Origin of the sequence: Limnobacter sp. (assembly GCF_046297615.1) — a bacterium.
Lineage (GTDB): Bacteria > Pseudomonadota > Gammaproteobacteria > Burkholderiales > Burkholderiaceae_B > Limnobacter.
In genome coordinates this window covers 235619-254104 of the sequence record NZ_JBKBHM010000002.1, presented here as the reverse complement: position 1 = coordinate 254104, position 18486 = coordinate 235619, and the positions used below count along the sequence as shown (strand labels likewise).

Annotated in this window: 17 protein-coding genes and 1 tRNA gene; 9 read left to right on the top strand and 9 right to left on the bottom strand. The window is 56.8% G+C overall.

What is annotated here, in order from left to right; translation table 11 throughout:
• Positions 1-769 precede the first annotated feature (769 nt).
• Entirely contained in the window at positions 770-1186 is a 417-nt protein-coding gene (locus tag ACK4FF_RS05115) for a type II toxin-antitoxin system HicB family antitoxin (protein WP_409705421.1), read from the top strand.
• Positions 1187-1283: 97 nt separating this feature from the next.
• Here ACK4FF_RS05115 and ACK4FF_RS05110 read toward each other — a convergent pair whose 3' ends face one another.
• The 3 genes from ACK4FF_RS05110 to ACK4FF_RS05100 form a co-directional block, all read right to left on the bottom strand.
• Entirely contained in the window at positions 1284-1721 is a 438-nt protein-coding gene (locus ACK4FF_RS05110) for an integrase core domain-containing protein (RefSeq protein WP_409705418.1), read from the bottom strand.
• 45 nt (positions 1722-1766) lie between these two features.
• Positions 1767-2300, bottom strand: a complete 534-nt coding sequence (locus ACK4FF_RS05105; RefSeq protein WP_409705415.1) for a DUF1153 domain-containing protein — start codon at positions 2298-2300, stop codon at positions 1767-1769.
• A 393-nt stretch (positions 2301-2693) separates the two neighbouring features.
• A tRNA-Arg gene (locus ACK4FF_RS05100) sits at positions 2694-2768 on the bottom strand.
• A 226-nt stretch (positions 2769-2994) separates the two neighbouring features.
• Here ACK4FF_RS05100 and ACK4FF_RS05095 point away from each other — a divergent pair.
• From ACK4FF_RS05095 to ACK4FF_RS05085, 3 genes are all read left to right on the top strand, one after another.
• Positions 2995-3606 carry an RNA polymerase sigma factor gene (locus tag ACK4FF_RS05095; RefSeq protein ID WP_409705413.1) on the top strand — a complete coding sequence of 204 codons (612 nt, stop codon included), beginning with the start codon at positions 2995-2997 and terminating at the stop codon, positions 3604-3606.
• Between the two features lie 113 nt (positions 3607-3719).
• On the top strand, positions 3720-5060 hold the full coding sequence (locus tag ACK4FF_RS05090) for a sigma 54-interacting transcriptional regulator (protein WP_409705410.1): 1341 nt from the start codon (positions 3720-3722) through the stop codon (positions 5058-5060).
• Positions 5061-5386: 326 nt separating this feature from the next.
• A complete protein-coding gene (locus tag ACK4FF_RS05085) occupies positions 5387-5725 on the top strand; it encodes a hypothetical protein (RefSeq protein WP_409705407.1) in 339 nt (112 codons plus the stop codon).
• 3 nt (positions 5726-5728) lie between these two features.
• Here ACK4FF_RS05085 and ACK4FF_RS05080 read toward each other — a convergent pair whose 3' ends face one another.
• Both ACK4FF_RS05080 and ACK4FF_RS05075 read right to left on the bottom strand, forming a co-directional pair.
• On the bottom strand, positions 5729-6172 hold the full coding sequence (locus ACK4FF_RS05080; protein ID WP_409705404.1) for a hypothetical protein: 444 nt from the start codon (positions 6170-6172) through the stop codon (positions 5729-5731).
• On the bottom strand, positions 6169-6747 hold the full coding sequence (locus tag ACK4FF_RS05075) for an RNA polymerase sigma factor (RefSeq protein ID WP_409705401.1): 579 nt from the start codon (positions 6745-6747) through the stop codon (positions 6169-6171). Before ACK4FF_RS05075 ends, ACK4FF_RS05080 begins: the two co-directional genes overlap by 4 nt.
• Before the next feature lie 288 nt (positions 6748-7035).
• Here ACK4FF_RS05075 and ACK4FF_RS05070 point away from each other — a divergent pair, with 288 nt between their 5' ends.
• Positions 7036-8997 (top strand): DNA topoisomerase IV subunit B, encoded by a 1962-nt coding sequence (locus tag ACK4FF_RS05070; RefSeq protein WP_409705398.1) that lies wholly within the window; start codon positions 7036-7038, stop codon positions 8995-8997.
• Positions 8998-9016: 19 nt separating this feature from the next.
• Here ACK4FF_RS05070 and ACK4FF_RS05065 read toward each other — a convergent pair whose 3' ends face one another.
• From ACK4FF_RS05065 to lexA, 4 genes are read right to left on the bottom strand one after another with little or no spacing between them, the layout of a single operon-like run.
• Complete coding sequence (locus ACK4FF_RS05065; RefSeq protein ID WP_409705395.1) at positions 9017-12184, bottom strand: error-prone DNA polymerase; 3168 nt, start codon at positions 12182-12184, stop codon at positions 9017-9019.
• Positions 12181-13608, bottom strand: coding sequence for a hypothetical protein (locus ACK4FF_RS05060; RefSeq protein WP_409705392.1), 1428 nt, complete (start codon positions 13606-13608; stop codon positions 12181-12183). The genes ACK4FF_RS05065 and ACK4FF_RS05060 overlap by 4 nt, the downstream gene beginning before the upstream one ends.
• Positions 13532-14326 (bottom strand): translesion DNA synthesis-associated protein ImuA, encoded by a 795-nt coding sequence (gene imuA / locus ACK4FF_RS05055; protein ID WP_409705389.1) that lies wholly within the window; start codon positions 14324-14326, stop codon positions 13532-13534. The genes ACK4FF_RS05060 and imuA overlap by 77 nt, the downstream gene beginning before the upstream one ends.
• Positions 14327-14348: 22 nt before the next feature.
• Positions 14349-15032: a transcriptional repressor LexA gene (gene lexA, locus ACK4FF_RS05050; RefSeq protein WP_409705386.1), complete on the bottom strand. Its 684-nt coding sequence runs from the start codon at positions 15030-15032 to the stop codon at positions 14349-14351.
• Between the two features lie 281 nt (positions 15033-15313).
• Between lexA and yaaA the strand changes: the two genes are divergently transcribed.
• Genes yaaA through ACK4FF_RS05030 form a run of 4 tightly spaced genes read left to right on the top strand, consistent with a single transcriptional unit; the run spans position 15314 to position 18435 of the window.
• On the top strand, positions 15314-16084 hold the full coding sequence (yaaA, locus tag ACK4FF_RS05045; RefSeq protein ID WP_409705383.1) for a peroxide stress protein YaaA: 771 nt from the start codon (positions 15314-15316) through the stop codon (positions 16082-16084).
• Complete coding sequence (gene surE, locus ACK4FF_RS05040; protein ID WP_409705380.1) at positions 16081-16845, top strand: 5'/3'-nucleotidase SurE; 765 nt, start codon at positions 16081-16083, stop codon at positions 16843-16845. The genes yaaA and surE overlap by 4 nt, the downstream gene beginning before the upstream one ends.
• 2 nt (positions 16846-16847) lie before the next feature.
• A complete protein-coding gene (locus tag ACK4FF_RS05035) occupies positions 16848-17588 on the top strand; it encodes a protein-L-isoaspartate(D-aspartate) O-methyltransferase (protein ID WP_409705377.1) in 741 nt (246 codons plus the stop codon).
• 28 nt (positions 17589-17616) lie between these two features.
• Positions 17617-18435, top strand: coding sequence for a peptidoglycan DD-metalloendopeptidase family protein (locus ACK4FF_RS05030; protein WP_409705374.1), 819 nt, complete (start codon positions 17617-17619; stop codon positions 18433-18435).
• The last annotated feature ends 51 nt before the right edge of the window (positions 18436-18486 follow it).

Genomic DNA, 18486 nt, shown 5'->3' with positions numbered 1-18486 from the left:
TCTTGCTTTCAAAAATCCTTGCACGACAAGCGACTTGGATGCGGCAAAGCGTGAAGCAGCACGGCAGTGTTGTAATGACTCAGCGAAATTAGCACAGATTAGGCCGCTAATTGGTACTGATCAGCGGGTGTTCTCATACCTAGGGCTTGGTGGTGAGGTCTTTTGGTGTTGAAAAGAGAATCTCTTCTGCAATCACTCGGTTGGCTTCTGAGACGGTGGTCTTGCCCTGAATAATGCCCTTCAACCGGGGATACCTTGCGCTTGGCTATCCAGCGCTTGATGTCGTTGTTCATTTCTGTGCTCATCGGTGAATTCCTCTTCATTGTCACCTAAGCAGATTTTCACTGGGTCATTACAAGGGTACTTTGGAGTGGCCATCGCCCCTTGGGCTTTGACTGTATGGCGAGCCAACCAGAACCGAGTAAGGGTGGTAGAACATAAACAAAAACGATGATGGCATAAGCAAAAACGTTTAATGTTTCTCTGTAATTAAAGACATGAAGATCAGATGAAGCAAAGCAAAGCGAAGCTGTCCGATGGCTGCTAGCTAAAGGTGTCGAAATCAAATAAGGTACCAAGCACCTGAAGCTGTACGTGGGTGGCAAAAGTAGCCTTTTACCCCGACACCCCAGCAAGGAACTTAAAACGGGATTTGTTCAAGGTGTAAGTAGGAAGTTAGGACTAAAGTGAAGGACGGGGGGCGTAAGGGCTCTGTCTGACACAGTGGCGTGCTTCATGGTTGATTCCGCATTATCCAAGGGGAAGTTGTATGCGTTATCCAGCACGGTTTGAGCCAGCCGAGAATGGCGGTTTTGTGGTTTCGTTTCGGGATATTCCTGAGTCTATTACTCAGGCCGACAGTCTGGAAGGGGCTGTCGAAATGGCACGAGATGCACTTTTGACTGCCATGGAGTTTTATTTTGAGGATGAAAAGCAGGTGCCTAGTCCGTCTGCAGTTCTTGATGGTGAGGAGTTGGTCTCGCTACCGGTTTCTGTTTGGGTGAAAGTGCTTCTCTTGAATCAGATGATTGCTGATCGAGTTAAGCGGGCCGACCTCGCACGTCGGCTTTCAATTAAGCCCCAGCAGGTGACCCGGCTCGTGGATTTGGAACATACAACCAAGATTGATGAGCTGGAAAGGGCTTTCCATGCCTTGGGCAAGACGTTGGTGGTGAGCGTTAGATAAGGCCAAGTGGGGTTTGGGAATCAATCGAGTTGCTGGAGCGGTGCTCTTGCGTAATGCCAGCTATTTCTGCAGAGTTGAGACCGCTAATTGGTACTGCTCAGCGGGTGTTCTCGTGCCCAGTGCCTGGCGAGGTCTCTGGGTTTGTAAACTGGATCCAGTCTGCAATGACTTGACTTACATGCTGTATGCTCTCATCCCGATGGCAGGGCACACTTGGCTCTTTGAGGGTTAGTATCACGCGTTCTACAACCCCATTTTGCTCAGGGCTGTAAGGCATGATGAATTCCTGCTGCAAACAGTAGCTGCACACCAGTGCCGTGTAGCTGCGAGAGCAGAATACCAAGCCATTGTCGGAGCGCGGCAAGGAGGGCGTTTCAACTTTGCCGAGCGCACCAAAGCGGCTGATCAACGCCTGTTCTAGGTCTGATTTCGCAGTGGCGGATTTGCCACTTCGGCTTAGATGCCAACCCAACAATTCTCGTGTGTGGCAGTCAAACATCAAGTCCAAGCTGATCCGGCAATCTTGGCCACACAAAATCCTGCACAGGTCGGTAACCCAGCGCTCATGGGGGGCAACGGCTTACAATACCTGCATCAGTGAACGAAATACCACAGGTCGTTTGCGCACCTGCCAGTTCATGAGTTGGAATACGACTTGCACGGTGTTCTTATTAATGCCCGTCAAGTAAGCAACGGTGCGATAGCCAAAGGATGGGTTGTCTTCAATAGTGGCCTTGATGGGTTTGACATAAGTATCATTGGCCTTGGGTGCGGCTTTGGTGGGGCTGTAATAGAACGTTCGGCGTGGCACCTCGAACCATCGGCACAGTTTCTCGATGCTGACTCTGATTCCCTGCATGGCTTTCCCGTAGGCATCCTGAAGGTCTTTGATATGCTTCTCGCACAGTTTTTTGATTTCAAAGGACTTGGCCTTAAGGGCGTTCTCCATGCCCCGCTTGGCTTCATCGACCCAGTTCTCAATCTCCGAGGGTGACAAATCAAATGTTTGGCCAGCCTTTGAAACCGTGGTCTTGCCCTGAATAATGTCCATGACCAGGGCTAATTTGCGCGTGACCGTCCAACGCTTAACGTTGTCGTTCATTTCTTTGCTCATCAGTGGATTCTCCTTAGTTATCACCTGAGCAGAATTCCACTGGGTCATTGCAACATTAGCTGAGTTCCAGGTCAGCTACATAGTGCTTTCCTGATCGGCTGCCCAGGTCTTAGCCCGGTTTTGTTAAGAAAGGATTTGGACTTGCGTTTGCCATCCACCCACACCTGTGCCCGAATCTTCTTGCTTCTTGCCTTCCTGAACGAATGTTGCCATGTCATGTGCGCGTGAATAGGCGCGTGAATAGGCGCGTGAATTGCGCGTGATTCATAGCGTCAAACTGCGAAAACTAAAGACGTGGCGAGACTTCAGGGAAGTCAATGGGTGAGGTACGACAAGCTCTGGTGAGCTTTGGGAAGAATTGCGACGGATCGGGAAATTGAGGGACATTCGAGGTGGCGCCCCGAACAGGAATCGAACCTGTATTTGACCCTTAGGAGGGGCCTGTATTATCCATTATACGATCGGGACACGGTCACCACGGGGCGTATTCTACACCGCCCTCAGCAAGCCGCCACAGCCCATCCGGGTTTTTCGAAAAATCCGCGCCTTCACATTCGGCCAGTTCAGAAAATTCAAACTGGCTGGCTGAGCTAATCAAAAAATAGCTCGACAAAACAATGGTCTACGAATTTCGTGTTGCTGGCACGGCCCCTGCAAATCCAGTGGCACAGGCACTAGATTCACGAGGCAGACCATGACAACCGACACACAAATCGACACCATCACCATCCAACTGTCCACCGACGAGCCCACCAGCGGACCATCGCTGAGCCGCGAGCAACTGCAGGCGCTGGAGCATTTGATTGTCAGTCAACAAACCCGTTTGAAGAACTTTGTTCGCAAACACCTGCGCCAAGACGACTTCGTCGAAGACGTGATTCAGCAAACCCACATGGCCGCCTTCCGCAACTGGGAGCGTTTCCGTGGCGACTCCAAACCAGAAACCTGGTTGTTTGGCATTGCCCTGAACTTGGTGCGTAACTTCCGCTACCGCGATGACAGCTACCGCTACTACGCCGACGACATGGAGCAGGAACTGGAGCAATTGCCAGCTGATCCCTGCCAAGAACCTGAAGAGGCGCTGATGCGGGTAGAGCGCATTGAGAAACTGCGCGCTGCCATCAACGACTTGCCCGTGAAAATGCAAAGCGTCGTTCAACTGGTGTTGTTGGAAGGGCTGAGCTACCAAGACGCCGCCTTGGAACTGGACCTGCCCATCGGCACAGTGCGCTCAAGGCTCTCCCGTGCGCGTGACATGTTGCGTGTGGACATGGACGGTTGGGTTAGCCACCAGATTGCCGCCTGATTGCGGGTTGAGCGCCAACAGGAACAACCAATGAGAGTCCGCCCAAGCTGGTGATTGGGCGATCCCTCGGCAGTGCGCACAATGGGCCAATACACCGGCCCCTATGTTGCGTCATGACCAATCTCACCCTGTGCATCGAGTCCCCCGAACTGAAAAGCCGCCTGCGCGCCGCAGCCTTGCTGATGCAGGCCAATCTGTTCGAGGTTTCACTGCCGCAACTCTTGAAAACCAGAAAGTTGCCCGATCACTGGATACTGGTGGACCACGGTTTGCATGAACTCACCGAGCTGATCCAACTGTTTCGGTTTCTGGGCAAAGACCCCTGCGCCCAAATCATCCGCTTCATCGATGAGCCTTGGCAAACCTACGTGTATCACGACATTCCGATTTTCGCGTCCATCGTGATTCCCAAGGACCCACTGTCCACCGTGCAGGTTCTAGAGCGGCTTCGCAAAACCAAGCCGCTCTCACTGGAGCCCGCAAGCACGGCCAACAATTCAAATAATCAACCCGCCCTGAACCCATACGGCAGTGAGCTAACCCGCTCACCCGGCATGCAAGTGGCTGTCAAGCAGCTTGAACGTCTGCGGCACCTGAACGTAGACACGGTTTTATTGGGGCCAACCGGCGCGGGTAAAGACACGGCTGCGCACTGGCTACACACCCAATCGGGCGCCAAAGGCCAATTGGTTCACATCAACTGCGCGGCCTTGCCGGAACAGTTGTTTGAAGCGGAGTTGTTTGGCGTCACCGCCGGGGCTTACACGGGTGCGCTCAAAGACCGCCCGGGTAAGCTGGAGCTGGCCGACCAAGGAACCCTTTATCTGGATGAGATTGATAGCCTTGCCTTGCCTTGCCAGGCCAAGTTGCTGGGTGCGTTGCAGTACCGTGGCGCGACCCGGCTGGGTGGTCAACATTTCTATGCGTCCGATTGTCGGGTCATCGCATCCACCAAAGTGGATTTCCGCACGCTCATCGAAAAGGGGCAGTTTCGGGAAGACCTGTATTTCAGGTTGAATGTGTCTCAGGTCAACTTGCCGCCATTGGCGGATCGTCTTGAGGACATTATTCCCCTGTACAAGGCCTTGTTGGCCCAGCACGCCCAGCGTTATCAGGTGTCGGTGCCCCATGTGGATGATGAATTGCTGGATACCCTCATGAGCCATGCGTGGCCGGGCAATGTGCGTGAATTGAGTGCCTGTGCGCAGCGCCATGTGATCGGCTTGGACATTGGCTTGGCCCCGTCTGATTCTACGGTTGGCCGAACCTTGAAAGAACGGGTGGCCGCCTTTGAGAAAGCCGTGATTGATCAGGCCTTGGCCAACCACAATGGCTGTGCAAGGTCCGCAGCCAAAGAACTGGGCCTGGCGCCCAACGCGTTGTATTACCGAATCCGCCGCCTTGAGCCCGAGGCCACCGTGGAACCTTTTCCGCTGGCGGCCCACTCAAAATAAAGCGTTGCGTCCTTGGTGTCTTTTTCGGGCATCCAGTCGAACCAACAACCCGGCTGCAAGGCCTTATTGGCCCTGTTGCCCCAAACTTACACTTGAGCTTAGCTATGCAACTAATAGGCAATGTAGTCAATGGTGCCTCACCCGGTAAAGTACAAAATGCTGAGGATGGCATGTCGCCCATCGCGCAGGTGTTTAACACCTTTTTTGCGGTACAACTGCAGGTTTTGGCCCCCAGTTGGCAGCGCGCCAACGACAATCCGACACTTGAACAACAAGCCTTTCAGGATTGTCCGCACCCTTAAGTTTCACCGCACAGCCGCCGAAGCATGGTCGCCAGCCCCGCCGTTGACAGTTGCACCGTCGAGGTGAATGCCCTGGCCCATCCAGGGCTGGGTCGGTTCGAGCTTCGCCGTTCCGTTTCAGTGTCTAACCAGTATGTCTGGTTATTTGTGTTGGATGCCTATCAGGCCAATTGTCACAGGCAATGGCTGGAGTATCGGTGGACGTTCAATGCTTTGGCGGGTGCCAGTCTAACCAGCAATCCGCAGCGCCTTCAGCAGTTCGCGCTACATCGCCAGTTCCCTTCTGACACCGAAGCCAAGGATGCATTCACCCGTTGGGTCGATGAATTCCTGAACGAGCTTGAGCAAGCCAAGGCGGCCTGAGATTTAGCGCTGGTTCAGGGCCAAGTAAGTGCGTTTGAATGCGTAAGCAAACTGCACAAAGTGGTCAAAGTCCCGCAGGGTGTCTTCGCGTGTTTTTTGGCGTGTAGGGGTGAGGTCGATCACTTGGCGCAAACAGTTGTCATGCAGGCTGATGGCCAAGCTGGAATGGCTGGGTGCTTTGTCCATCACCTCGGCGTAAATTTCCAACGCTTTGATGACTTGAATGTCTTGGGTGTGCAGCGAACTGGCCAACCGGCTAAGGCGGGCGCTAATTCGGCAGTGTCCGTTGGACTGCTGGTCCAGCTCAACTGTGAAATTGTTCTCGAACTGAATACGCACCCCGCTGGAGCCAGCGCAAGGCTCCAGGTCCTCAGGTTTCAGCCCAAGATTGTTCAGAATCTGAGTCAGGGGGCTGTCATCGGTGGGGGCGTGATCGGTGCTCATCATTCCATGTATTGGTCGTAAATAACCTTCAACTGATTGCGCGACCGTGAAATGCGTGACCGCACCGTGCCAATCGGTATGCCCAGAATGTCGGCGGTTTCCTGATAAGAGTTTCCGTTCTGGACCACCAGCACCAGTGTTTCGCGCAGGTCGGGTGGCAGTTTGTCGATGGCACTTTCCAGCTTGTTGCTGAACTCATTTTTCATGCAGTGAGAAAGTGGGTCGCTGCCCTCGGCCTGCTCGTTCTCCAGCTCTTCGTCTGTGGTGAAGTTGAAGCGGTACTGCGGCGAGCGCCGCGCGGTGTTGCGAATGATGTTCAGGGCAATACCAAAGAGCCAGGTGGCCCGTTTGGCGTCGCCCCGAAAGCTGTCCCAGCAACAGTAGGCTTCAATCAGGGTTTGCTGGAAGACGTCTTCCACCGCATTTTCATCCCTGAAGTGTTTGATGATGAAGTTGCGTAGTCGCTTTTCCTGCTTGGCAACAAGGCTTTCAAATTCGGTGCGGTGGGGCACGGACGGGCTGACACGATCAATCTGCTTGATGGCGGTGATCTTGAGTGTGGGGGCTAGTGGCTTCATGGCCGATCTCCGGACTGGGCTTGCGCTGACTTGCATGATTGATCGTTCGTGTGGGAACCGATGACCAACCTAGAGTAGCAACCTGTGTTTCGCAGGGCCGAATAGGTAATCCGGGGGAGGGAGAGGGCGGGGGCTGTGTTTCTCAACCCGTGTGACTTGTGGTACGCAATTCGAGGGCGCTTTTTCACGTAACTGAGTGTTTTTCTGTGTGCCATTGGTTCCACACAGGCTCCAATCTGCCGGTCTTTTGTTGCTATCATCCATTTGACCTCCATTACTCAGTTGGCCATGTCCGCGTATCAAGAATCGTCCATCCGAGTCCTCAAGGGCCTCGAACCTGTCAAGCAACGTCCCGGCATGTACACCCGGACCGACTGCCCCCTGCACATCATTCAGGAGGTGATCGACAACGCCGCCGATGAAGCCTTGGGCGGTTTCGGAAACCGAATCACGGTGACCTTGCATGCCGATTCCAGCGTGTCCGTTCAAGATGAAGGCCGTGGTATACCCATAGGTCTTCACCCTGAGGAAAAGGTTCCAGTCATTGAATTGGTGTTCACCCGTTTGCACGCAGGTGGCAAATTCAACAAGACCGATGGGGGGGCGTACCGTTTTTCGGGGGGCTTGCACGGTGTGGGTGTGTCAGTCACCAATGCGCTGGCAACCCGGCTGGAAGTGACTGCGGTGAGGGACAAACAAGTCGGCTCAATGGCCTTTTCGGGCGGTGATGTGGTGAACACCCTGAAGGTACGCCCGCAAACCAGTGCAGACCCAAAAAAAGGCACGGTGGTTCGTGTCTGGCCCGACCCCCAGTATTTCGATTCTCCAACCTTGCCCCTGGCCGAGTTGGAACGCCTTCTGCGCAGCAAGGCTGTGCTGCTCAGCGGTGTCGAGGTGGTGCTTCATGTTGAAAAAACGGGCGAAACCCGGCGCTGGAAATTTGAGCAAGGGTTAACCGGCTTTTTGAATGAAGAGCTGTCCGGCCGTGAATTGGTGGCCCCGGTGTTCAATGGTGAGCTGACCATCGACCCCAAGCGTGACGAAGGATTTGCCGAGGGCGAGGGCGCTGCATGGGCGTTGGCCTTTGTGGCTGAAGGTGCGCCGGTGCGCGAAAGCTATGTGAACCTGATTCCCACACCCGCCGGTGGTACGCATGAGTCTGGTCTGCGTGACGCGGTGTTCCAGGCCGTCAAGCAGTTCTGTGAATTGCATTCCTTGTTGCCCAAGGGCATCAAGCTGATGCCCGATGACATTTTCGCCAAAGCCAACTTTGTGTTGTCTGCCAAAGTGTTGGACCCTCAGTTCCAAGGGCAAATCAAGGAGCGCTTGAACAGCCGCGATGCGGTGCGTTTGGTGTCCTCCCTGGTGCGCCCTGCGTTGGAGCTGTGGTTGAACCAGCACGTGGACGATGCCAAGAAGATTGCGGACTTGGCCATCAAGCAGGCGCAGGCGCGGTCGCGTGCTGCCCAAAAAGTGGAAAAAAAGAAGGGCTCTTCGGTGGCTGTGTTGCCGGGCAAGCTGACTGACTGCGAAAGTTCGGACATCACACTGAACGAGCTTTTCCTGGTCGAAGGTGACTCGGCGGGTGGCTCTGCAAAGATGGGTCGGGAAAAGGAGTTTCAGGCGGTGCTTCCTTTGCGGGGCAAGGTACTCAATGCTTGGGAGACTGACAAAGACCGCTTGTTCGCCAACCAAGAAATTCACGACATATCAGTGGCGATTGGTGTGGACCCACACGGTGCCAGCGATGAACCCGATTTGAGTGGGCTTCGCTACGGCAAAATTTGCATTCTGTCTGACGCTGACGTGGATGGCTCACACATTCAGGTCCTCCTGTTGACCCTGTTTTACAAGCATTTCCCCGCCTTGATTCGCCACCAGCATGTGTATGTGGCCCGTCCGCCGCTGTTTCGCGTGGATGTGCCCGCCATGGGCAAAAAGCCCGCACGCAAGTTGTATTGTTTGGACGATGGCGAACTTCGGGCGCTGCAGGACAAGTTGTTCAAAGAAGGCGTGAAAGAAACGTCGCTCAAAATTTCCCGCTTCAAAGGCTTGGGTGAAATGAACGCCGAGCAGCTTTGGGAAACCACCTTGAACCCGGACACGCGCCGTTTGTTGCCCGTGGTGCTGGGCCAGTTGGATGGCGACCAAACCGACCAGATGATGCACATGCTGATGGGCCGCACCGAGAGTGGTGCGCGGCGCACTTGGCTGGAAGAAAAGGGCAATCTGGTTGAGGTGGACATTTAAAGCCGGGCCAATGCCAGGTTTAGCGGAAGTCCCGTGAACTGTGCTGCAGGGCGTCGAGGCTTGGGGTGAAGTCCACCAGGGTTTTGGCCAGCAGGCTGACCACTTCACCCTGCCGTTGCCAAATGCCGTAGACGCCCATGATGCGCGCGTTGCGCAGCACGGTGCGTTGTTGCTCAGCCAAGTCGTTCCAGACGATCACATTCAGTTGCCCGGTTTCGTCCTCCAGGTTCAGAAACACAGTGCCTTTGGCGGTGGCGGGCCGTTGTCGGTGTGTGACTACTCCGCAAGCGCGGGCCAGCCGCCCGTCCGGAAACTCCCGCAACTGGGCAATCGGGAAAATTCGTTTCTTGAGTAGTTCACCCCGCAAAAACGCGATGGGGTGGTGCTCAAGGCTTAGCCCCGTGGCCCGGTAGTCGGCCAGCATCTCTTGCAGGGCGGTGGGTGCTGGCAGCACGCTCATGGTTTCTGCACGAAGGCTGTTTCCCAGCAAGTCGGTTTGCAGGTCGACCCCGGCAGCCTGCCAGACCGCTTGTCTGCGGTGCCCCGCCAGTTGGCTTAAGGCATTGGCATCGGCCAATGCAGCCAATTCCTGACGGTTTAGGCGTGCCCGTTTGCCCAAGTCTTCCACCGACATGAAACGCCCGCTGTGGCGGCTTTCAACAATGCGTTGCGCTGCCTCTGCGCCAAGGCCAGTGACGCAGTTCAACCCCAGTCGCACTGGGTACAGCACGGTGCCGGTTTGGGTCTGTGTGCCTGCGCGGTGATGGCGCAGCACAGGGGGCTCCAATGTGCAGGTGTGTTGGCTGTCATGAATGTCCACCGGCAACACGGTGACCCCATGTCGCTGGGCGTCCTGTATCAGTTGCGATGGGGCATAAAAACCCATGGGCTGGGCATTGAGCAAACCGCACAAGAATGCGTCGGGGTGGTGGCACTTCAACCAGGCGGACACATACACCAGTTGGGCAAAACTGGCGGCGTGGCTTTCAGGAAAGCCGTACTCTCCAAACCCTTCCATTTGTTTGAAAATGCTTTCAGCAAACTCACGGGTGTAGCCCCCGTTCAACATGCCTCCAATAAAGCGCTCATGAAAATGGTGCAGGCCGCCCCGGCGTTTCCATGCGGCCATGCCACGGCGTAACTGGTCTGCTTCACCCGCACTGAACCCGGCTGCAAGAATGGCAATCTGCATCACCTGTTCCTGAAAGATGGGCACGCCTTTGGTTCGGGACAAAGCGCTGCGCAGCGCCTCAGAGGGGTAGTCCTCAGGCTCCAGGCCCTGACGCCTTTTTAGGTAGGGGTGCACCATGCCGCCTTGAATAGGCCCTGGCCTCACAATCGCCACCTGAATCACCAGGTCGTAGAAGGTGCGTGGTTTCAGGCGAGGCAGCATGCCCATTTGCGCACGGCTTTCGATCTGGAACACGCCGATGGTGTCTGCGCGGCTGATCATGTCGTAGGTCGCACCGTCTTCGCGCGGAATGTCTTGCATCCTCTGCGGGGCACCGTGTTTGCAACGCAGTGTTTGCAAGGCGATTCGGATGGCACTGAGCATGCCTAAGGCCAGCACATCGACTTTCAGCAGGCCCATGGCGTCCAGGTCGTCTTTGTCCCACTGAATCACGGTTCTGTCGGCCATGCTGGCGTTTTCTACAGGCACCAGTTCGTCCAGATTGTCTCGGGCAATGACAAACCCGCCGGTGTGTTGGGACAAATGCCTGGGAAACCCCAGCAACTCCTCGGCCAGGGTGAGGCAGCGTTGCAGGGCTGGGTCTGCCGTGTCAAGACCAGCCTGCTGGGCATGTTCCACGTTCAATTGCCGGTTGTAGCCCCCGTCTTGAGACTTGCTCAGTGCATCAATCAGGTGGGTTGGTAAACCCAGGGCTTTGCCCACGTCGCGAATGGCGGAACGGGGCCTGTACACGACCACGCTAGCGGCCAGCGCTGCACGGTGTCGCCCGTAGCGGCGGTAGATGTATTGGATGACTTCTTCGCGCCGGCTGTGCTCGAAGTCCACATCGATGTCGGGCGGCTCGTTGCGCTCCCGGCTGATGAAGCGCTCAAACAGCACCGCCATTTCTGCCGGGTTGACTTCCGTGATGTGCAGGCAGTAACACACCACTGAATTGGCCGCTGAGCCACGGCCTTGGCAAAGAATGCCAACGCTGCGTGCAAACTGCACAATGTCATGCACGGTCAGAAAATACGCTTCGTATTCCAGGTGGGCAATGAGCGCCAGTTCATGGTCGATCTGACTGAGAACGCTGTCGGGCACACCATTCGGATAACGCAGCGTTGCACCTGCCATGACCAAACTGCGCAGGTGGCTGATGGGTGTGGTGCCTTCCGGGCAAATTTCGCGAGGGTATTGGTAACGAAGCTCGCGCATGCTGAACTGGCATTGCTGGGCAACGAACAGTGTTTGCGCCAGCAAAGCACTGGGGTATTGCTGGGCCAGTTCCCGCCGGCTGTGCAGCCGACGCTCCGCGTTGCTCAGCAGGTGGGGCCGCGCGTCGGCAAGGCTGCAGTTGTGCTTGATGGCGCACAGCACGTCATGCAGCGGCTTGCGGTCCGCTGCGTGCATCACCGCATCGTTGCTGCCCATCAAGGGCACACCATACAGTGTGGACAAGGTTTGCAGGTGTTGAAGCCAGGCCCTGTCGTACCCATGGTGGCCCAGATGAACGGCCACACCCAAGCGGCCGTTGTAGCGGCTGGCGCACCAACCCAGCCAGGCTGGGAATGCAGCGTGGTTGTGTTCCTGGGGAATCAGCACAACAAACAGACCGGGTGGCAAATCGGCGATGTCTTGCCGATGAAATTCATACTGCCCCTTTGGGCTGCGGCTGCGTGCTTTGGTGATGAGGCGGCACAGTTGGGTGTACCCCGTCTTGTTTTTGACCAGCAAGGCCATGCGTTGCCCAGCGTGTTCGTCGGGTGCTGACAGCACGAACTGCGCCCCTACAATCAAGTGCAGGCCATGTTGTTCTGCCGCTTGGTGGGCGCGCACAATGCCCGCCAGTGAACACTCGTCAGTCAGGGCCAGTGCGGAATACCCCAAGCGTGAAGCCTGCATCACCAGCTCTTCAGGGTGCGAGGCCCCCTGCAGAAAGCTGAAGTTACTCATGCACAGCAACTCGGCAAATTCAGGCTCAGGGCGTGGGCCTTGGGCGTATTGCCCGCTCATGCAAACACGCCATGCAGGAACCAGGGCTGACCGGGTTCCTGCAAGTCCTGAAAGATCCACACCTGCTGGGCCCGTTGTCGGTGAACCGCCCAGTAATAGTCACGCCGGCAAGGCGCTTGGTCCCACCAACCGAAATCGATGCGTTCGGGCCCGCTCAACAATTGCCAGCCTTGCCGCGCTTGTGGTTCATGTGACCAGCCTGGGCTGGGGCCTTCCAGTGGTTTGGGGGCTGGCAACAGCCACAGTGGGCGCGGGGTGCTGGTTGCAGGGTGGGGCGCTGGCAGGTCGTCAGGCTGCCGTTTGTTGGCAGGTGCAGGGCCCCACAGCGTGCTTTGCTCGGGCCTGGGGTCTGGGGCCCGTTGGGGATAAAGCACCGCCTCATCACCCAAGCGGGCTTTCAACAAGTCGCAGGTGCTTGCCCAACGTGTGGGTTCCGCGTGGGCCTCAGCACTGCCGTGCAACAAGCTGTGGTTGAGCATGGGCCGTGGTTCGGTGTCGGCGCATTCAAGCACAGTGCTGCGCACTTCGTCACAGAACGGTACGCGGCTGAGTCGGTGGTGCAGCAAGCTTGCCCACACTTTGGCTTCATGCCGGGGTTGGGCGCTGCGCAAAATCAGCGGCAGCGTGTCGTGCCGCGTCCGAAATAACCACTGCACGCTGCGGGCGCTGCGCTGGTGCTGATCAAGCCACTGCTGCAGTTTTTCAAGTGCGCGCAGTGCGTGGCGTTCAATGGCCTCCTGTTGCTGCGTGTGAAAAGGCAGTTCCGAGGCGTATTTGAATTCAAGCGTCTGGCGAACTTGCACTTCGGGTGGATGCAACAGCACTGGGGCACCCAATGCAGCATCCATTTCACCCACCAAGGCAGCACCGAACCGCTGAAGCAGGTTGTCTCGGGGTAACTGTTGAAGGTCCCTGATCCGCAACAGGCCGCATTGCTCCATCAGGCGTAATGCCTGTGGCTTGCAATCAAGCACTTGCACAGGCAAGTCCGCGAGCACGCTTAGTTCGAGGTGTTGCCCGCCGTGGTTGAGCTCGTCAAGGTGTTGTTGAAGATGATCAACCGTTTGTATCGGTCGTGTTTTCAGCAGCCACCAAGCCCCCGTGCCTGTGCAGCAAGTGGCCAGTGCGGGTGTGCTCATGGGGGCAATGTGCAAGGTCTCGAGGCGTTCCAGCAAATGCATCAACAGATTGGCCAAGCCACCAAACAGGCGCAGGCAGGTGCTCACCTCAATCAAGGCGGCGCGCATTGGGCTGAATTGGTCCTGCCGAAAAAATACGTCCGGGCTGAACAGCCCCAATGTTTGAAACAGTGCTTCAGGGGTGGTTCTCACCCCTTCTTTGGAACGGTCAGAACAATGGGTGTTGCCCGGCGCTGTGGTTGTGTGTGTGGGGCTGGGCAGTTTCACCGCGATCCAACGCATCATCAAGCTCCTGTCTGCGTGGGGCCATGGCGGCCTTCAAATCATCTTCAAACATCAAGCCGGGCAGGGCGCTGGCCGGGGTTGGCAAGGCAATGTCCAGCGGGGTTTCCAGCACAGGGCCACGCCGTTTGATCAGGTGCACCCTCAAGCTGTTGGGGCTTAAGGCGGTCAGGCACAGGCGCAAAGGCGCCGGGGAGGGCTGTGTTTGTGCGCGCACAGGCCGAAACAGCACACTCAGGCCTCGGCTGCGCTGCGCCTGGTAATGAAGACGGCGCAGAACAACATTGCCCAGCAGTTGCCGCTCTTCGGGCAGCCACACCAGCAAAGCTCCAAAGCTGTCACTGCGCAGCACCTGCTCAACCGCCCAGAGCCTGTCGTGAGGGTTGGGGGTTTGAATCAGGGTAATGTGCTGCCCCTGAATGCCAAACTGTTCGAACGTAGGCAACAGTGGCAGGTGGGGTGGGCTGAGCAACACCAACTGGCGGCCTTCTCGGGACAAGCGCCGCAGCACGGGCATCAGGAAGCGCAATTCACCAATGCCTTGATGTTTGAGCAGTATTTCCACAAGTGTGTTGCTGGGCCATCCTCCGCCGGGCAACTGTTGGTCCAGCTCTGGAAAGCCGCTGGGTATGCGAAGCCCGTTGGAGCTGGCCAGTTGATTGCCCGTCCAAAGGGCGGGGTGTATGGCTTGGGCCGGGGGCATTTTGGGTGTGGATGACACAATAACCCCCGCAGACCAATGGTCAGTGCAACTGCCCTTGGCGAATCAGGCCCACAGCCAGGCCTTCAATGGCAAAGCTGTCCTGCTCCAAGTCAACGACAATGGGCGCGAAATCTGCGTTTTCGGCAATCAACTCCACGCGTCGACCTTTTTGGTAAAACCGTTTGACGGTGACTTCATCGTTGACACGCGCCACCACCACCTGCCCAGCCCGGGCAGTGGCTGTGCGCTTCACGGCCAGCAGGTCGCCTTCCAGAATACCGATGTCTTTCATGGACATGCCGCGCACTTTCAACAGGTAATCGGGTTTGTCGGGGAACAGCGCCGTATCAACCGGAATGTGTTTTTCAACATGTTCCTGGGCCAGAATGGGGCTACCCGCTGCCACGCGCCCCACGAGCGGCAACTGCATCAGGCTTTCCAGGGTTTGGGCCATCTGCTGTGTCAGGCTGGCTTGGGCTTTGCCTGCCAGCTCCTCAAGGCCCTCGGCGTATTCGCCCAGCAGGCGTATGCCTCGGGATGTGCTGGCGTCCAGCGCAATCACATTTTTTTTCGCCAGTGCCTGCAGGTGGTCTTCTGCCGCATTGGCCGACCGAAACCCCAATGTTTTTGCGATTTCAGCGCGTGTGGGTGGGCGCCCGAACTGGGCGATCTGCTCCCGGATCAAATCCAGAATTTCTTGCTGACGGTTGGTCAAACCTTTCATGGCGCACACCTGAGTTTATGGTGCTGTAATTATATCCAGTAAAAAATGGATTGCCAAGCCGTTTCACCTGCCCGGGGTGAATCTGTTTTGTTGCACGCTCAAGTACAAAAAGCATCTTCGGGAGAGACAGCCCCGGGAGAACAGGCCCATGCAGGGCGATGAGATTCGCCCTGCGGCCTACCTGCCGACAACACCGCCAGTTGCGTGCCGTTGAACGGAATCTTTCCGGAGTTCCTGCGATAATGAATGCTTGATTGCCTTCGGTTCAGCACGAGTTGTCCATGCTTGTAGTTCTTTCACCCGCCAAATCGCTCGATTACGAATCCCCTGTGACCGCCAAGTCCAGCACCAAACCCCAGTTTGTCAATCAAGCTGCGGAGTTGGTGGATATCCTGCGCCCCATGAGCCCCGTGCAATTGGCCGGCTTGATGTCCATTTCCGACAAGTTGGCCGTGCTCAACGCCACGCGTTACGGCGACTGGTCCACCACCTTTACGAAGGCCAATTCACGGCAGGCTGTGCTGGCTTTTGACGGCGATGTGTACGACGGTTTGCAGGCACGAACACTGGACGAAGAGGGCCTGAAGTTTGCCCAAAAACACCTGCGTATCCTGTCCGGTTTGTACGGCATTTTGCGTCCGCTGGACCTGATGCAACCCTACCGACTGGAAATGGGCACCAAACTGCCCAACCCGGCAGGCAAGGACTTGTACGCCTACTGGAAAAGCACGGTAGCGCCAGCCCTGAACAAAGAGCTGGGCCCGCAAGGGGTGTTGGTTAACTTGGCTTCTGATGAGTACTTCAAATCAGTGGATCTGAATGCCTTGAACGCCCGCGTGGTGCAGCCTGTGTTTCAGGACGAAAAAAACGGGCAGTACAAAGTCATTAGTTTCTTCGCCAAAAAAGCCCGCGGCTTGATGGCGCGGTACATCATCGATCAACGCATCACCGATGTTGAACAATTGAAACAGTTCAAAGTGGACGGCTACCGTTTCGATGCCAAGGCTTCCAGCGCCGATGTCTGGGTTTTCCGGCGCAAGGAGTCAGCATGAAGCCTGTCACCCGTATCTTGATCAGCAATGACGACGGTTACAGCGCCCCCGGCATCATTGCCCTGCACGACGCTTTGCTGGCCCGTTTCGGCGACCGAGTACAACTGGACGTGATTGCACCTGAGCAAGACCGCTCTGGGGCCTCCAATTCGCTGACGCTGGACCGACCTTTGACTGTAAGAACAGCCGCCAATGGTTTTCGTTACGTGAATGGCACCCCCACCGATTGCGTACATTTTGCAGTCACCGGCATTCTTGAACACCGTCCAGACTTGGTGCTTTCCGGCATCAACAACGGCACCAACATGGGCGACGACACCATTTACTCCGGCACCGTGGCCGCCGCCATGGAAGGGTACCAATGTGGTGTGCCCGCCATTGCTTTTTCACTGGCTGGCAAAGGCTATGAGAACTTGGACAGTGCCGCCCGGGTGGCAGCCGACCTTGTTGAGCGCTACCTCAACAACCCCAAAGGGCTGGAGTTTTGCCTGCTGAATGTGAATATTCCACCGCTGCCCTACGACGAGATCAAGGGGCACGAGTGCACCCGCTTGGGCAAACGCCACCACGCCGAACCCGTCATTCCGACCACCAACCCCAAGGGCGAACGTGTGTACTGGATTGGCCCACCCGGCAGCGCGAAAGACGCTGGCCCCGGTACTGACTTTCACGCCGTGGCCCAAGGCTATGTCTCCATCAGCCCGCTCAAGGCGGACCTGACCCAGTTCGACCTCATGCACACCGTGGCCGGGTGGCTTTGAACATGAACGACAAACCCCGTTACAAACCGGCACCGGTGCTCATGCCCCAGTCCGCCCGCAAGGTGGACAAGGTGCCGGAACGTATCGGGGGTTTAAGCCTCACCTCTGAGCGCGCCCGCGCCAACCTCGTCAACAAACTCAAAACCTTGGGTATTGCCACCCAGCGTGTGTTGGACGTGATCGGTGATGTGCCACGCCACCTGTTTGTCGATGAGGCTTTTGCTTCCAGGGCTTATGAAGACGCAGCCTTGCCCATCGGTCATCAACAAACCATCTCCCGCCCCTTCACCGTGGCCCGGTTCGCTGAGTACGCGCTTCAAGGGCGCAAGGGCCTGGACAACGTTCTGGAGGTTGGGGCAGGGTGCGGCTACCAAGCCGCTGTATTTGCGCGGCTGTCCAAGCGCGTGGTCAGCATAGAGCGCATCGAAGCCCTGTACCAGAAGGCCGTGCGTAACCTCAAAACTGCGGGGGTGCCTCATGTGGATGTGCAGCATGGCGACGGTCTCCTGGGTTGTCCTGCCAAGGCCCCGTTTGATGTCATTGTGGTGGCTGCGGCAGGCTTGGAAATTCCGCAGGCACTGCTGGGTCAACTCAAGGTGGGTGGGCGCCTCATCGTGCCCGTGGCGGACCAAAACAAGCAGGTTCTTGTCGTTGTAGACCGCCTTGCCCCAGACAAATGGCACCGAGAGAACAAGGATTTGGTAAAATTCGTGCCCCTGCTGAAAGGCACCCGGGACGTTTGACCGACACATCGCTATGGAGAACAGGACATTGAACACAGCCCGCATGTATGCGTTGGCCTCGGCCACCGTGCTGATGTTGTTGAGCGCTTGCAGTTCAACCTTCAACCAAGCCCCGGTGATCGACCGTTTGCCCTCCCGCAACCTTGAAGGCGGCATGACGGCCAGCACCGATGGTTTTTATACCGTCAAGGCTGGCGACACCCTGTATGCCATCGCTCTGGAGTTCGGTCACGACTGGCGCGAACTGGCGCGAGCCAACAACCTCACCGACCCCAACAAAATTTTCGTGGGTCAAAAGCTCAAAGTGGAAGGCTTCGGTGGCAACACGCCAGCGGCCGCTGCACCTGCTGTGGGCACTGGTGGCAGCGATGCCGTTGTTGAAGTGAACCCTGTTGCCCCCGCTGGTTCAGTCAAACCTGTAGAACCCCCCAAGCCGATCGCCGACACCCCGGTTGAGCCACCCAAGCCCTTTGCGGCCACCGCAGGGTTTGTCTGGCCGCATCCGGGCGAGGTCATTCAGCCCTACAAGGCCGGTGTGAACAAAGGCATCGACTTGGCCGCCAAAGTGGGCGACCCAGTGGTGGCCGCCCAGGCTGGCAAGGTGGTGTACTCCGGCAACGCGCTGCGCGGGTACGGCAACCTCATCATTCTGAAGCACGACAACAATCTGCTGACCGCTTACGCCCACAACAAAACCCTCTTGGTCAAAGAGGGCGAACCTGTTACCAAAGGCCAGAAAATTGCTGAAGCAGGGCAGTCCGATTCCGACCGCCCCAAACTCCATTTTGAGGTGCGCAAGCAAGGCAAGCCGGTTGACCCCATGGAATACCTGCCGGCCAAGCGTTAAGCCGCAAGCGACTACCAAACACCGATTAACCTTTGCTCTGAACACACACTG

Coding starts and splice junctions, on each gene's coding strand:
- ACK4FF_RS05115 (WP_409705421.1), top strand. CDS start 770: ATGCGTTATCCAGCACGGTTTGAGCCAGCCGAGAATGGCGGTTTTGTG.
- ACK4FF_RS05070 (WP_409705398.1), top strand. CDS start 7,036: ATGTCCGCGTATCAAGAATCGTCCATCCGAGTCCTCAAGGGCCTCGAA.
- ACK4FF_RS05060 (WP_409705392.1), bottom strand. CDS start 13,608: ATGATGCGTTGGATCGCGGTGAAACTGCCCAGCCCCACACACACAACC.
- ACK4FF_RS05080 (WP_409705404.1), bottom strand. CDS start 6,172: ATGATGAGCACCGATCACGCCCCCACCGATGACAGCCCCCTGACTCAG.
- ACK4FF_RS05090 (WP_409705410.1), top strand. CDS start 3,720: ATGACCAATCTCACCCTGTGCATCGAGTCCCCCGAACTGAAAAGCCGC.
- ACK4FF_RS05085 (WP_409705407.1), top strand. CDS start 5,387: ATGGTCGCCAGCCCCGCCGTTGACAGTTGCACCGTCGAGGTGAATGCC.
- ACK4FF_RS05075 (WP_409705401.1), bottom strand. CDS start 6,747: ATGAAGCCACTAGCCCCCACACTCAAGATCACCGCCATCAAGCAGATT.
- surE (WP_409705380.1), top strand. CDS start 16,081: ATGAAGCCTGTCACCCGTATCTTGATCAGCAATGACGACGGTTACAGC.
- ACK4FF_RS05035 (WP_409705377.1), top strand. CDS start 16,848: ATGAACGACAAACCCCGTTACAAACCGGCACCGGTGCTCATGCCCCAG.
- yaaA (WP_409705383.1), top strand. CDS start 15,314: ATGCTTGTAGTTCTTTCACCCGCCAAATCGCTCGATTACGAATCCCCT.
- lexA (WP_409705386.1), bottom strand. CDS start 15,032: ATGAAAGGTTTGACCAACCGTCAGCAAGAAATTCTGGATTTGATCCGG.
- ACK4FF_RS05065 (WP_409705395.1), bottom strand. CDS start 12,184: ATGAGCGGGCAATACGCCCAAGGCCCACGCCCTGAGCCTGAATTTGCC.
- ACK4FF_RS05095 (WP_409705413.1), top strand. CDS start 2,995: ATGACAACCGACACACAAATCGACACCATCACCATCCAACTGTCCACC.
- ACK4FF_RS05105 (WP_409705415.1), bottom strand. CDS start 2,300: ATGAGCAAAGAAATGAACGACAACGTTAAGCGTTGGACGGTCACGCGC.